Annotated in this window: 14 protein-coding genes; 7 read left to right on the forward strand and 7 right to left on the reverse strand. The window is 72.5% G+C overall.

What is annotated here, in order from left to right:
- The first annotated feature begins 276 nt into the window (after nucleotides 1–276).
- Nucleotides 277–447 (forward strand): hypothetical protein, encoded by a 171-nt coding sequence (locus F3T56_RS46670; RefSeq protein ID WP_172639372.1) that lies wholly within the window; start codon nucleotides 277–279, stop codon nucleotides 445–447.
- A gap of 310 nt (nucleotides 448–757) precedes the next feature.
- On the opposite strand, the gene F3T56_RS40290 is transcribed toward F3T56_RS46670, so the two are convergent.
- Nucleotides 758–1,294, reverse strand: coding sequence for an HNH endonuclease (locus F3T56_RS40290; protein ID WP_009323657.1), 537 nt, complete (start codon nucleotides 1,292–1,294; stop codon nucleotides 758–760).
- 316 nt (nucleotides 1,295–1,610) lie between these two features.
- Between F3T56_RS40290 and F3T56_RS40295 the strand changes: the two genes are divergently transcribed.
- Nucleotides 1,611–2,714, forward strand: a complete 1,104-nt coding sequence (locus F3T56_RS40295; RefSeq protein WP_149830425.1) for a mechanosensitive ion channel family protein — start codon at nucleotides 1,611–1,613, stop codon at nucleotides 2,712–2,714.
- A 172-nt stretch (nucleotides 2,715–2,886) separates the two neighbouring features.
- Here the strand turns inward: F3T56_RS40295 and F3T56_RS40300 are convergent, their stop codons facing one another.
- Genes F3T56_RS40300 through F3T56_RS40310 form a run of 3 tightly spaced genes read right to left on the reverse strand, consistent with a single transcriptional unit; the run spans nucleotide 2,887 to nucleotide 5,503 of the window.
- The gene (locus tag F3T56_RS40300) at nucleotides 2,887–4,248 is read right to left on the reverse strand and encodes an FtsX-like permease family protein (RefSeq protein WP_149830426.1); all 1,362 of its coding nucleotides are present in this window, start codon (nucleotides 4,246–4,248) and stop codon (nucleotides 2,887–2,889) included.
- Nucleotides 4,245–4,973: an ABC transporter ATP-binding protein gene (locus F3T56_RS40305; RefSeq protein ID WP_172639373.1), complete on the reverse strand. Its 729-nt coding sequence runs from the start codon at nucleotides 4,971–4,973 to the stop codon at nucleotides 4,245–4,247. Before F3T56_RS40305 ends, F3T56_RS40300 begins: the two co-directional genes overlap by 4 nt.
- Nucleotides 4,970–5,503: a PadR family transcriptional regulator gene (locus F3T56_RS40310; protein ID WP_149830427.1), complete on the reverse strand. Its 534-nt coding sequence runs from the start codon at nucleotides 5,501–5,503 to the stop codon at nucleotides 4,970–4,972. Before F3T56_RS40310 ends, F3T56_RS40305 begins: the two co-directional genes overlap by 4 nt.
- Before the next feature lie 251 nt (nucleotides 5,504–5,754).
- Between F3T56_RS40310 and F3T56_RS40315 the strand changes: the two genes are divergently transcribed.
- The 3 genes from F3T56_RS40315 to F3T56_RS40325 all read left to right on the forward strand — a co-directional run bounded on the left by F3T56_RS40315 (nucleotide 5,755) and on the right by F3T56_RS40325 (nucleotide 8,626).
- Nucleotides 5,755–5,991 carry a hypothetical protein gene (locus F3T56_RS40315; protein WP_149830428.1) on the forward strand — a complete coding sequence of 79 codons (237 nt, stop codon included), beginning with the start codon at nucleotides 5,755–5,757 and terminating at the stop codon, nucleotides 5,989–5,991.
- Nucleotides 5,992–8,121 carry a 4-alpha-glucanotransferase gene (malQ, locus tag F3T56_RS40320; RefSeq protein WP_149830429.1) on the forward strand — a complete coding sequence of 710 codons (2,130 nt, stop codon included), beginning with the start codon at nucleotides 5,992–5,994 and terminating at the stop codon, nucleotides 8,119–8,121. It abuts the gene before it with no gap.
- 253 nt (nucleotides 8,122–8,374) lie between these two features.
- Nucleotides 8,375–8,626 carry a hypothetical protein gene (locus F3T56_RS40325; protein ID WP_149830430.1) on the forward strand — a complete coding sequence of 84 codons (252 nt, stop codon included), beginning with the start codon at nucleotides 8,375–8,377 and terminating at the stop codon, nucleotides 8,624–8,626.
- Between the two features lie 81 nt (nucleotides 8,627–8,707).
- On the opposite strand, the gene F3T56_RS40330 is transcribed toward F3T56_RS40325, so the two are convergent.
- Complete coding sequence (locus F3T56_RS40330) at nucleotides 8,708–9,280, reverse strand: TetR/AcrR family transcriptional regulator (protein WP_149830431.1); 573 nt, start codon at nucleotides 9,278–9,280, stop codon at nucleotides 8,708–8,710.
- A gap of 110 nt (nucleotides 9,281–9,390) precedes the next feature.
- Between F3T56_RS40330 and F3T56_RS40335 the strand changes: the two genes are divergently transcribed.
- Complete coding sequence (locus F3T56_RS40335; RefSeq protein ID WP_149830432.1) at nucleotides 9,391–10,899, forward strand: FAD-dependent monooxygenase; 1,509 nt, start codon at nucleotides 9,391–9,393, stop codon at nucleotides 10,897–10,899.
- A gap of 4 nt (nucleotides 10,900–10,903) precedes the next feature.
- On the opposite strand, the gene F3T56_RS40340 is transcribed toward F3T56_RS40335, so the two are convergent.
- Nucleotides 10,904–11,452, reverse strand: a complete 549-nt coding sequence (locus F3T56_RS40340; RefSeq protein WP_149830433.1) for a MarR family winged helix-turn-helix transcriptional regulator — start codon at nucleotides 11,450–11,452, stop codon at nucleotides 10,904–10,906.
- Between the two features lie 133 nt (nucleotides 11,453–11,585).
- On the opposite strand from F3T56_RS40340, the gene F3T56_RS40345 reads away from it, so the two are divergent.
- Nucleotides 11,586–12,521, forward strand: a complete 936-nt coding sequence (locus F3T56_RS40345) for an EamA family transporter (protein ID WP_149830434.1) — start codon at nucleotides 11,586–11,588, stop codon at nucleotides 12,519–12,521.
- On the opposite strand, the gene F3T56_RS40350 is transcribed toward F3T56_RS40345, so the two are convergent.
- Entirely contained in the window at nucleotides 12,499–13,677 is a 1,179-nt protein-coding gene (locus F3T56_RS40350) for an RNA polymerase sigma factor (protein WP_149830454.1), read from the reverse strand. The genes F3T56_RS40345 and F3T56_RS40350 overlap by 23 nt on opposite strands.
- Between the last annotated feature and the right edge of the window lie 8 nt (nucleotides 13,678–13,685).

Below are 13,685 nucleotides of genomic sequence, written 5' to 3' on the forward strand. Positions count from 1 at the left end.
CTACCGGATCCGCCACACCGCGCGGGCCGGATCCGCCAGATTGATCGAAACCAGATACGCGCCCTAGTTCATCAAGATGTGGACGTGTACGGGCAGGGGGGTCGGCCACCCGGTCGCTCCTCGCCCCGGACGCGCCCACCCCCGAGTACGTCGGCCTCTACAGCATCTCGGGCATCGCCGACGGTATGGAGACGGAACCCGGCATCTTCAACATGACCTTCGCCCGCAACGGGGCCTTCATCCACCTCGCCGCCCCCGGCGGCAAGGTCGCGAGGAATGGCTGCACCGCCCCACCCTGATGAGATCGAGCGCCACCCCGCGACCGCACGTCGATTGCACGCCGCCGAGCAGGCCATCAGCAGCCCGGACCCGGCCGTGCGTGAGCATGCCATCCGTGAGGCTGGGGAGATCGTCCGCGCGGCCCATCGCGAGGTCGCCGGTGGATGACTGGCACTGGGAGCCGTTTCAGGACGATCTGCTGGACGGGCTCCCGGAAGCGGCGCGTTCCGAGACCGAGCGGCTGGCCAACGAGATCGCTGTGCGCGAGTCCATGGTCTTTCTGGAGGGGGCTGCGTACACCGGGCCGGCCCGGTGTACGAACCGAATGCCGGGGGCCGATCATGCTCACCTGCCTCACGGACGTACGCGGTGAGCGGATCGTCGTCGTGCAGGTGAGCTGGTTCGGCTGACCGCCGGGCGGACTCGAGCTTGGGCGAGGCGCGCCCGGCGGGCAGAAGCCATGCAAAAGCCCGGATCGTCAGGCGGAGATGCCGTCGATCCGGGCCAAGGCGTCGTCCGCGCCGTAGGGCTGCAGGTATGGCAGCCAGCGCGGGTCCCTATGGCCCGTGCCGATGATGCGCCAGGCCAGGCCGGTGGGCGGGGCGGGTTTGTGGCGGAGCCGCCAGCCGATCTCGAAGAGATGGCGGTCGGCCTTGACGTGATTGCAGCGACGGCAGGACGCCACCACGTTGTCCCACACGTGCTTGCCCCCGCGACTGCGTGGGATGACGTGGTCGACGCTGGTTGCGACGCCACCGCAGTACATGCACCGGCCCCCGTCGCGGGCGAACAGCGCCCGACGGGTCAGAGGAACGGGCCCCCGATAGGGAACCCGGACGAATCGCTTGAGCCGGACCACGCTGGGTGCGGGGACTGTGACGGTCGCGCTGTGCATAAAGGCGCCGGATTCCTCGAGGGAAACTGCCTTGTTCTCCAGGACAAGGACGAGCGCGCGGCGGAGCGGTACGACGCCGAGCGGCTCGTACGACGCGTTGAGGACCAGGACGTGCGGCACGGATGCCCTCCTTGTACGTCGGCGGCGCGTGGCTCGCGCCGTGGACGATCCCTAGTCAGTCTCCCCTCATGCCTGGTGGAAGCGCCACCATGTCCCGGTAACGGGCTGGGAGTGTTTTCGACCACACCCTGATTCATCCCCCGCCTTGTGCGCCCTTCACTCCCTGGTGAGCGCCTTGTCTCCCTCGAACATGGCGACGACCTCCACACAATGCCCCGTTAGTGTGGTGGGCCTGCCCGTCCGGTGACCTTTCCGTGACCTGTTCGATCTTGACCGCCGTACCGGAGGGTAGATACCGCGCCTGGAGGTACCCGCCGTGTCGTCCGTTTCTTCCCTGTCCGTCCTGCTGGCGGCGGCGTCGCCGTCGCCGTCTCCCTCGGAGACGCCGACGACGCCCGCGGTGCCCACGCTGGAGGAGGCCCAGGAGAGCGCGACCAACGCCGCAAGCTGGGTGGAGGAGAACTGGTCCACATGGCTGGCCATCGGTCTCCGCGTCCTGCTGATCGTGGTGATCGCGGCGGTGCTGAGAGTGGTGGTCCGGCGGGCGATCACCAAGCTGATAGACCGGATGAACCGCTCCGTGCCGGGCGTCGAGGGCACCACCCTCGGCGGGCTGCTGGTGAACGTCGAGCGGCGCCGTCAGCGCTCCCAGGCCATCGGCTCGGTGCTGCGCTCGGTGGCGTCCTTCCTCATCATGGGCACCGCCGCCCTGATGGTCCTCGCCACGTTCGAGATCAACCTCGCCCCGCTGCTGGCCTCGGCAGGTGTCGCGGGCGTCGCGATCGGTTTCGGCGCCCGCAACCTCGTGACGGACTTCCTCTCCGGCGTCTTCATGATTCTTGAGGACCAGTACGGCGTCGGCGACACCGTCGACGCAGGCGTCGCCTCCGGCGAGGTCATCGAGGTCGGCCTGCGCGTCACCAAGCTGCGCGGCGACAACGGCGAGATCTGGTACGTCCGCAACGGCGAGGTCAAGCGCATCGGCAACCTCTCCCAGGGCTGGGCCACGGCCGGCGTCAACGTCACGGTCCGCCACGACGAGGACCTCGACAAGGTCCGCCGTACCCTCCTGGCGGTCGGCGAGGAGATGAGCAAGGAGGAGCCCTGGAACGAGCTCCTCTGGGGCCCCATCGAAGTCCTCGGCCTCGACGACGTGCTCCTGGACTCCATGGTGGTCCGCGTCTCCGCCAAGACCATGCCCGGCAAGGCCCTCACCGTCGAGCGCGAACTCCGCTGGCGCATCAAGAAGGCCTTCGACGCCGCCGACATCCGCATCGTCGGCCAACTCCCGCCCGACCTGACCGCCGACCCCAACGCCGACCCCACCGCAGCCGTGGCGGCCCCGTCGGTGTACGCCAACGCGACGTCGCCGCAGTCGGAGAGGGCGACCCCGATCGCGCCGACGTCGACGACGAAGTAGACGGCGGGAGTCGTCCGCAGGAGAGGCGGCACCCGGAATGCTTCCGGGCGCCGCCTCTTCACGTCCGCAGGGGTGCCGTACCGGTTCGGCACCGAGCGGCCCCGCGTGCGACGACGGCGTCCCGGGGAGCCCCCCCGTGGCCCCCGGAACGCCGGCTCTCAGGCGGTCGCCGTTACGCGTACCGCAGCTCCCCCGGCCGTACCGTCCGCCGCAGCAGCGGCAGCGACGTGGCCGCCGCCAGCAGGCAGCAGGCGTACACCGCGAAGGGGACCAGCAGGGCCCCGATCGGGAGTACCAGGCCGCCGCCCATGGCCGAGGCGTACAGGACGGCGATCGCCGCGCCCCCGACCCCGGCCAGTAGCAACGACGGTGCCAGCGGCAGCGCGGTCTCCAGGAGCAACGCGCGGCCCAGCACCTTGTACGGCACCCCGGCGGCGACCTGGGCCGCCAGGCCGCGGCGGCGGGTGGCGAGGGACTCGGCCGTGCCGACGGCCAGGGCGAAGAAGGTGATGGCGAAGCCGACGAGGATCGCGGCGGCGGTCAGGTTCACCCCGGTGACGTAGAAGGACGTGTCCTCGGCGAGGTACTTGGTGCCGTACACCTCTGCGAGCAGCGCCTGCCGCACCCCGATGAACCCGGCGCCGACGACGGTCCCCATGAGGACGGCCGCGTGCGTGCGGGCCGCCGCCCACGGGTCGTCGCGCAGTCGCTCGGCGGCGATCAGTACCGCCGGGTTCCCGGTACGGGCGGCGAGCCGTCGGCCGGTGATTTTCGAGACGAGGCCCGACAGCAGCACCGCGCCCGCGCCCACCGCGAGCAGCGCGCCGCAGACCGTCAGCGGGGCCTGCCCGGAGGCTTTGCCGGGCATGCTCGTGCTGGTGGTGGCGACGGCGGCGAGTGCCACGAGCACCAGCAGGCCCACCGCTCCCAGAAAGATGATGCCGGAGCCGCGCCCGGAGCGCGGCCCCTCCCGCCGTACCCAGCCCAGCGGAGAGGCCACCACCCGGCGCAGCGCCAGCACGCTCGTGACCGCGCCCAGCACCGGCACGCCCAACGCCACCAGCGCGATCCCGACCCAGGACAGGGCCGGGGGGTTCGGCCACTCGCGCACCATGAGCAACACGAAGAAGGCGGTGGCGACCACCGAGCCGACCAGACAGGCCAGCCCCGTCTCCAGGGCGGCGATACGGCGCACCTGGCCCGCCGACGCCCCGGCCAGCCGCAACCCGGCCAGCCGCCGGTCACGGTGCACGGCGCCCACGCGGGCGCACTGGCCCAGGAAGCCGAGGACCGGAATCAGCAGGAGCAGCAGGGTGAGGATCACCCCGGAACGTTCACCGGCGTTGTCCAGCAGACCGTTGGCCATCGGGACGGGGTAATGGCCCCGCAACGAGGCCAGCGCCGCCGCCGCCATGCCGAACACCGTCGCCAGCGCCGCCCCCAGCCCCGTCAGCGTCACCCGCCACCACTCGCGCCGGTCGGAACCCCGGGTCAGCAGGAGGGCCAGGCGGAGATCGTTCGTGAGCGCACTCACCGGGACACCTCCAGCGACCCCGCCGACGCGTCGGCCTCGGACACCACGACACCGTCCTTCAGCGTGACCTCGCGGTCCGCGTACGCCGCGATCTGCGCGTCGTGCGTGATCAGCAGCACCGCCGTACCGGACTCCCGGGCCGTGTGGACCAGCGCCGCCATCACCTGCTCACTCGCCAGCGAGTCCAGCGCGCCGGTCGGCTCGTCCGCGAACACCACCTTCGGCCCGGTCACCAGCGCCCGCGCCAGCGATACCCGCTGCGCCTGCCCGCCGCTCATCTCACCGGGCCGCTGCTCCTCCTGCCCCCGTACGCCGAACCGCTCCAGCCACTCACCGGCCCGCGCCCGCGCCTGAAGGCGGGGTGTCCCGGCGAGCAGCAGCGGCAGCGCCACATTGTCGACGGCCGTCAGCTCGGGGATCAGCTGCCCGAACTGGAAGACGACCCCGAAGTCCGTGCGCCGCAGCTCGCTGAGCTGCTTCTCCGGGAGCTGGTCCAGCCGCTTCCCGGCGTACGCCACCGAGCCCTCGTCCGGCCGTACGATCCCCGCCAGGCAGTGCAGCAACGTGGACTTGCCGCTGCCGCTGGCCCCCGTGACGGCGAGGATCTCGCCCGCGCCCAGCTCCAGCGAGACACCGCGCAGCGCCCGCGTCCTGCCGTGCTCCTTGACGAGGCCACGGGCCGCGAGCAGCGGCACGGTGGTCTCCTTGTTGCTGATGTCGCTCATGCTGCGTCGACCTCCGCGGTCAGGGTGTTCAGCCGGGCCGCGGTGGTGTTCATCCAGCGGAGGTCGGCGTCGAGATGGTTGAGGGCGTAGTCCGCCGAGAGCACGGTCGCGAGATCGGAGCCCGGCGTGGTCTTCAGGGCCGTCAGCTCCCGCATCCGCGCCATGTGCGCGGCGCGCTGCGCCCGAAGGTAGGCGGCCGGGTCGCCGTCGGCGAGGATCGAGACGACGAGCTTGGCGAAGATCTCGTTCGTCACGAACGGCGCGGGCGGCGCGATCTCCCCGGCCCACTTCGCCAGTTCGCGCGCCCCCTCGTCCGTCGAGCGGTACATCGTCCGCTCCGGGCCGCTCTCCGCCTCGGTGCCGTCGACCTCGGCGAGCCCGTCGCGGACCAGCCGCTGCAGGGTCGTGTAGACCTGCCCGTAGGCCAGCGGTCTGGCCTGCGGGAAGCGTTCGTCGTGCCGTCGCTTGAGGTCGTAGCCATGGCTCGGCCCACTGGCGAGCAGCCCCAACAGGATGTGACGGGTGCTCATGCGGATCAGTATGCACTGAGTACATGTACTGAGTGAATAGCTTTCCGGGAATCTCTGTACTGAGTGAATAGTGGGGAGCGTGAGGCGTGAACAGTGGGGGCGTGAGACCTCAGGGCGCGGCGTGAGAGCTCGGGGCACCGGCGTGAGCAAAACCACGATGTCCCCTCGCCCACGTCTGCGGCGGCGCCCGCTGGGTAGGGCTGGATACCTCGGACCCGCATCCATCGCCGTACGACGACTAGGAGGCCCCCGTGGCCGCACCCGCACACCTTCCGACCCCGGCCCGCTCCAAACGCGTGTCGGAGCCCCATCAACTCGTCGAACCCCACGTCTGCGTCTTCAGCGCGGAGGGGCCGTGCGCGGACGTCCCGCTCACCAGTGAGCCCCCGCTCCCGGACGCCGAGCCCCTCACCAGCGAGCCGCCCCTCACCGACGCGGCCCCCCTCACCAGCGAACCCACGTCCAACGGCGCCGCATCGGGGGTCTAGATGGCAGCAGCTCCAGGAGGCACGGGCACGACGCCGCTGTCCCGGCTCGCAGCGCTGCACGGCGTCGCCACCTCCTACAGCCCCTCCCCGGACCGTACGGTCGCGGCCTCGGACGGCGCGGTCGTCACCGCCCTCGCCGCGCTGGACGTCGACGCGAGCACCCCGGAGGCCGTGGACGCCGCCCTCGCGGCGCGCGAACGGCAGCTGGGCGAACGGCTGTTGCCGCCGACGGTGGTGTGCTGGGGCGACGGCCCGGCCCTCGCCGCCCTGGCCGCGCTCCCGGAGGGCACCCGGCTGCGTATCGAGACCGAGCAGGGCGAACTCCGGTCCACCGTCGAGAAGTTGCCCCCGGGTGTGCACGCGCTGCGCGCCACCACCCCCGACGGCCGCACCGCCGAGGCCCACCTGGTCGTGGCCCCGCGCCGCCTGCCCGCCCCGCCCGGCCGCACGTACGGCCTCCTCGTCCAGCTCTACTCCCTGCTCTCCCGACGCAGCTGGGGCATGGGCGACCTCGGCGACCTGGCCGAGCTCACCGCCTGGGCCGGCCGCGCCCTCGGTGCCGGATTCGTCCAGGTCAACCCGTTGCACGCGGCCGTCCCGGGCGCTCCCACCGACCCCTCCCCGTACCGCCCCTCCTCACGCCGCTACCCCGACCCCGTCCACCTCCGCGTCGAGGACATCCCGGAGTACCCGTACGCCGTCGGTGCCGGCGACCGTCTCCCTACGCTGCTGGAGCGGGCTGGGCGGTTGCGCGAATCGGTGCTCTCCAAGGGCGAGCTGATCGACCGGGAGGCGGTGTGGGAACTCAAGCGGCAGGCGCTGGAAGTCGTACATGCCGCGCCCCTGGGGCCCGGCCGGCGGGCCGCGTACTGCGACTTCCTCGCCGAGGAGGGCGAGGCGCTGGAGGACCACGCCACCTGGTGCGCGCTGGCCGAGGTGTACGGCTCCGACTGGCACCGCTGGCCGCCGGGCCTGCGCGACCCCCGCTCCGCCGACACCGCCCGCGCCCGCGCGGAGCTGATGGACCGCGTCGACTTCCACACCCGCCTTGCCTGGCTCACCGACGCCCAGCTGGGCACCGCGCAACGCTCCGCGCGCGACGCCGGCATGCCGATCGGCCTCGTGCACGACCTGGCGGTCGGCGTCCACCCCGGCGGCGCCGACGCCTGGGCCCAGCAGGAGTACTTCGCGGCCGGCATGTCCATCGGCGCGCCCCCCGACGCCTTCAACTCAGGCGGCCAGGACTGGGGCCTGCCCCCCTGGCGCCCCGACCGCCTCGCCGAGTCCGGCTACGCCCCCTACCGCCGCCTCCTGCGCGCCCTCCTCCGCCACGCGGGCGCCCTGCGCATCGACCACGTCATGGGCCTCTTCCGCCTGTGGTGGGTGCCCCAGGGCCGGCCGCCGACGGAGGGTACGTACGTCCGCTACGACGCCGACGCGATGCTCGCGATCCTGGTGCTGGAGGCCTCGCGGGCCGGGGCCCTGGTGATCGGCGAGGACCTGGGCACGGTCGAGCCGGGTGTGCGCGAGACGCTGGACGATCGCGGTGTGCTGGGCACGTCGGTGTTGTGGTTCGAGCGGGACTGGGAGGGCACCGGCCGCCCGCTCCCGCCCGAGCGGTGGCGGGCGAACTGCCTCGCCACCGCCACCACCCACGACCTCCCGCCCACCGCCTCCCGCCTCACCGGCGACCACGTCGAACTCCGCCACGGCCTGGGCCTGCTGCCCCGCCCCCTGGAGGAGGAGCGGGCCGAGGCCGCCGCCGACACGGGGGAGTGGCTGGCCCTGCTGGCCCGCCTGGGCCTCCTGAACGGCAGCCACGGAGGCATCTCCGCCGACGCCGAGGAGGCCGAGATCCAGGCCGTCCACCGCTTCCTGCTCCGCACCCCCGCCCGCATGATCGGCCTCTGGCTCCCCGACACGATCGGCGACCGCCGCCCCCAGAACCTCCCCGGAACGTGGGACCAGTACCCGAACTGGCGCCTCCCGATCGCGGACGGGGAGGCACGCCCGGTGACCCTGGAGGACCTTGCAGCCTCCCCTCGGCTGCACGCGCTGGTGGATGTGCTGCGGGGGCGGGCAGGCAGCGGCGACGTTGAGGGGGAAGGGGGCGAGGCGGAGGGGGTCTGACGGGGATGCGGCTCGGTGGGTGGCTGGGAGGTACCCCCCTCGCCCCAGCGGCGCGACTGCCCGCAGCCGCGTAGGCTGCGATCTCCGATTCCGGCCCACTGCCGCGCCCTGAAGGGGCGCGGGGCTGTGACATGTGCGGCTCCGCCGCGTGGGCGCGACCAGCCACAAACAACCCGCACCCAAAACCCGGCCGAACCCGCAACGGCGCCCCCCCGGCCGAGCGGAGCGGAACCCCGTTAGATACGTTGGCCCCGTGGACAAGAAGAACGCCCTGCGCGCCGGAGCCCTCGCCGCCGGTACGACGCTGATGATGCTGCTCATGTCGTCCCCCGCGCTCGCGCTGATCCCCGACGACGGTGACGACCCGGGCCAGGGCCTCAATGTGATGGAAACGCTGGGCCTCTACGTCGTGGCGCCGATCGCGATCTTCGCGGTGATCGCCGGCCTGGTCATGGTCCTGGACAGGTCCACCGACCGGCAGCCGAAGGCCAAGGCGAAGGCCTGACCCCCACCTCCGCAACACTGCGACACTTCTCGCCGAGGGCACCCACGCGCACCCGTGCGCCGAGGGTGCCCTCAGCGTGTCTCAGGGACGCGGCGCGGTGAGGTACCGCTGAATCGTCGGCCCCAGCCACGCCACGATCTCCTCCCGCCCCAGCGCCACCGCGGGCGGAAGCCTCAGCACGTACCGCGTCAGTGCCATCCCCAGGACCTGTGAGGCGATCAGTGCCGCCCGGGTCGCGGCCTGCTCCGGCTCCGGGCACACCTGCCGGGCGAGCGGAATCAGCTGATCGCGGAAGACGCCCTGGATCCGCTCGGCCCCGGCCTGACTCGTGGTGCCGACCCGGAGCAGCGAGCTGAGCACCTCGTTCTCCTCCCAGAGATCGAGGAAGTGGCTCACCAGCACCCGGCCCACCTCCCGCGGATCGAGCCCGGCGGGGTCGGGCATCCCCAGGTCGACATCGAGCGCCGCGGCGTAGAGCCCCTCCTTCGAGCCGTAGTACCGCATGACCATCGACGGGTCGATTCTTGCCTCCTTGGCGATCGCCCGGATGGTGGCCCGGTCGTATCCCTCGGCGGCGAACCGCTCACGCGCGGCCACGAGGATCGCGTGCCGTGTGGCGTCGGAGCGGCGGGGCGCCCTTTCCGTATCACTCATGCCAACAACCGTAGGCCAACACGTGTTGACATACAAGAGATGCCAACCTATGTTGGCAAACGAACGTTGGCCAACAGACGTTGACCAACAAGCGTTGGCAGGAGGCCGCCATGAACGTCAAGACGGGCACGAACGGCACCAACGGCAACAGCACCCGCAACACCCGCGACGTCATCGTCGTAGGCGCGGGCCCCACCGGGCTCCTGCTGGCCGGTGACCTCGCCGCCGCCGGTATCCCGGTCACGCTCGTCGAGCGCCGCCCGCACAAGATCAGCAACCTCTCCCGCGCCTTCGTCCTGCACGCCCGCAGCCTGGAGCAGCTCGACGCCCGCGGCCTCGCCGGTGAACTGGAGGGCAAGGGCCGGAAGCTGGACCGCCTCCGGCTCTTCAGCCGCCTCACCTTGCGCCTGGACACGCTCCCCTCGCGCTTCAACCACCTCCTCGTGCTCCCGCAGTACGAGGTGGAGAAGGTGCTGGAGCGGCGGGCGGTCGAGGCGGGGGTGCGGTTCCGGTACGACACCGAGGTGACCGGGGTCGACCAGGACGTCGACGGGGTGACCGTTCACGTACGCGGCCCGGAGGGTGAGAGCGAGGCGCTCGCCGCCGCCTACGCCGTAGGGACGGACGGGCACCGCAGTGCCGTCCGCCGGGCGATAGGCCTGCCGTTCCCCGGCAAGTCGGTCATCCGTTCCGTCGTCCTCGCGGACGTACGCCTCGACGAGAAGCCCGAGGAATTGCTGACCGCGAACGCCGTCGGCGACGCCTTCGCCTTCATCGCGCCCTTCGGTGACGGCTACTACCGGGTCATCTGCTGGCACCGCGACCGGGACGTCCCCGACAGCGAGCCGGTCGACCTGGACGAGGTCAGGGAGAACACCCGGCTGGCGCTCGGCCGTGACTACGGCATGCGGGACGCCCGCTGGATGTCCCGCTTCCACAGCGACGAACGGCAGGCGCCCGCGTACAGGGTGGGCCGGGTCTTCCTCGCCGGCGACGCCGCCCACGTCCACACGCCGGCCGGCGGCCAGGGCATGAACACCGGCCTCCAGGACGCCGCCAACCTCGGCTGGAAGCTCGCCGCCGTCCTCGGCGGCCACGCCGGCGCCGCCCTCCTGGACACCTACCAGGCCGAACGCCATCCCGTCGGCAAGGCGGTCCTCCGCAGCAGCGGCGGCATCGTACGGCTCGCCATGGCCAAGTACCCGTGGACGCTGGCGTTCCGCTACGCCCTCACCACCGTCCTCAACCACGTCGGCCCGGTCCGCGCCCGCATGGTCGGCCAGGTCACCGGCATCGGCTACACATACCCGGCGCCCCGTGGCTCCCACCGCCTCGTCGGCACCCGCGTCCCGGACGTCGCCCTCCGCTCCGGCGGCCGCCTCTACGAGTCGCTGCGCGGCGGCCGCTTCGTCCTCATCACCCCGCGGGACGCCACCCCGCACGCGTACGACACCGGGGTCCGCAAGGACCGTCTTGCCGTGGAGAGCTGGGCGAGCGACCGGCGTACGACCGTCCTCGTGCGGCCCGACGGTTACGTGGCGTGGGCGGCGGAGGGCGCGGACGGTGACGTGGACCGGGTCGAGGCGGCGCTGACGGCGGCGCTGGGCACCGCTTCCTAGCCGGTCACGACCCGGTGCCCAGCACCAACCTCCGCAGCAGGTCGGCCAGTTGGCCGGCCTGTTCGTCGTTCAGGTGGGAGAGGGCCTCCGTCTGGATGGCCAGGCCCGCGACGACGGCCTCGTCCACCAGGCTCAGGCCCTCGTCGGTGAGGGTGACCTGGAGGGCGCGGCGGTCGTGCGGGTCGGGGGAGCGGCGCAGGAGGCCGGCGCGTTCGAGTTTGTCGAGACGGCCGGTCATGCCGCCGGTGGTGAGCATGAGCGTCGAGGAGAGCTGGCGGGGCGAGAGGGTGTACGGCTCGCCGGAGCGGCGCAGGGTCGCGAGTACGTCGAACTCCCCGCGCGCGATCCCGAACCGGGCGTAGGCCTTCTCCATCCGGTCGCCGAGCGTCCGCGAGAGCCGGTTGACCCGGCCGAAGACCTCCATCGCGGTGGTGTCGAGGTCCGGCCGTACGACCGCCCACTGGTCGATGATCGCGTCGACGGGGTCGCGGAGGGGCTGGTCGGGCTCGGTCCGGTCGGATCCGGGCCGGCCGGGGTGGGGGCTCGCGTTCATGGCCCGAGTATCGAGTATCGGATGCGGGTCGGTCGACCGCGAGAAAGTGGCTTGACGGAAAGTTGCTTAGCGCTAAGCTAATTAGGAGCAAGGCAATCGGCCCTGCCCGTCCAACCGCCGCGAAGGGCGTTCCATGCTTCCCAAGGCCCCGAGCCGCCTCCCCCTCGTAGCCCTCACCGCCATCGCCCCCATCTCCTGGGGCACCACCTACGCCGTCACCACGGAGTTCCTGCCCCCCGACCGCCCCCTGTTCACAGGGCTGGTACGGGCGCTCCCCGCCGGGCTGCTGCTCATGGCGATCTCGCGGACGCTGCCGCGCGGCGCCTGGTGGGGGAAGGCGGCGGTGCTGGGCGCGCTGAACATCGGCGTCTTCCTCCCCCTCCTCTTCCTCTCCGCGTACCGGCTGCCGGGCGGTATGGCGGCGGTGGTGGGTTCGGTCGGGCCGCTGTTCGTGGCGGGCCTGGCCGCCGTCCTGCTGAGCGAGCGGCCGACTCCGCGCACCCTGCTCACCGGCGTCGCGGCGGCGCTCGGCGTCAGCCTGGTCGTGCTCAGGGCGGCGGGCGCGCTGGACCTCGTGGGCCTGCTCGCGGCGGTCGCCTCCACGGCATCCATGTCCGCCGGCGTGGTCCTCACCAAGCGGTGGGGCCGCCCGGAGGGAGTGGGCCCCCTGGCCCTCACCGGCTGGCAACTGACCATCGGCGGCCTGCTGATCGCCCCCGTCGCCCTCCTGGCCGAGGGCGCACCCCCGCCCCTGGACGACCGGGCGATCGGCGGCTACCTCTACCTCATCCTGGGCAACACCGCCGTCTCCTACTGGCTCTGGTTCCGCGGCATCGACCGTCTCCCCGCCACCCAGGTCACCTTCCTCGGCCCCCTCTCCCCCCTGACAGCGGCCGTACTCGGCTGGGCGGCCCTAGGCCAGGCGCTCACCCCGCTCCAACTCCTCGGCATGGCGATCGCCTTCGGCGCGACGATCCTGGGCCAGCTGCGGCCACGCCGACCGGCTACGGCGGAAGTCTTGAAGGCCTCCGCGAAGTCGCGACCGCTCAGTGGGGCCGGCGGGTGTTGAGGCGGGCGGCCTGGCGTGTCAGGTGGACGTGTTCGGCGAGGTTGGGGGCCTTTTGGGCCGCCTCGGAGTAGAGCCGGGCTGCCGTCGTCAGGTCGCCGTCGCGCTCGTGCAGGTAGGCCGCCACCGCCGTGTAGCGGGGCAGTGAGGTGTCGAGCGCCGCCAGTGCCGCCAGGCCGGCGCGTGGGCCGTCGGCCTCGCCTACGGCGACCGCGCGGTTGAGGCGGACGACCGGGCTGTCGGTCAGGCGCGCGAGTTCGTCGTACCACTCGACGATCTGCACCCAGTCGGTCTCCTCGGCGGTGGGCGCGTCGGCGTGGAGGGCGGCGATGGCGGCCTGGGCCTGGTACTCGCCGAGCCGGTCGCGGGCGAGGGCCGACTGCAGGATCCGGACGCCCTCCGCGATCGACGCGGTGTCCCACCGGCGGCGGTCCTGTTCGGCGAGCGGTACGAGGCTGCCGTCGGGCGCGGTACGGGCGGCGCGCCGGGCGTGGTGGAGCAGCATGAGGGCGAGGAGCCCCGCCACCTCGGGGTGGTCGGTCGCGGCCGCGAGCTGCCGGGTGAGGCGGATGGCCTCGGCGGATAGGGGGTATTGCGGGACTTCCGCAATACCCCCTAGGTCGATGTCGCCGGAGTAGCCCTCGTTGAAGACCAGGTAGAGGACGCGCAGCACGGTGGCGACGTCGCCGGGCCGGTCGAAGCGCACGCCGGCCACGGTGCGCTTCGCGCGGCTGATGCGCTGGGCCATGGTCGCTTCGGGCACCAGGTAGGCCCGGGCGATCTGGCGCGTGGTGAGCCCGCCGACGGCGCGCAGCGTGAGCGCGACCGCCGACGACGGCGTCAGGGAGGGGTGGGCACACAGGAAGTAGAGCTGGAGCGTGTCGTCCACCGCGGGCGCCGGCCCGGGCGCGGGCTCCTCGTCGAGGCGGTCCTCACGCCGGCGGCGGGCGGCGTCCGAGCGGGCCTGGTCCAGGAACTTGCGCCAGGCCACGGTGACCAGCCAGCCCTTCGCATCCCGCGGCGGGTCGGCCGGCCAGACGCGGACCGCCTCCACCAGCGCGTCCTGGACGGCGTCCTCGGCCGCCGCGAAGTCTGCTGCGCGGCGGACGAGGACGGCGAGCACGCCCGGCGTGAGACTCCTCAGCAGGGCCTCGTCCATCGTGAGGG

The sequence above is a fragment of the Streptomyces tailanensis genome, from assembly GCF_008386495.1.
In the GTDB taxonomy this organism is placed as follows: domain Bacteria; phylum Actinomycetota; class Actinomycetes; order Streptomycetales; family Streptomycetaceae; genus Streptomyces; species Streptomyces tailanensis.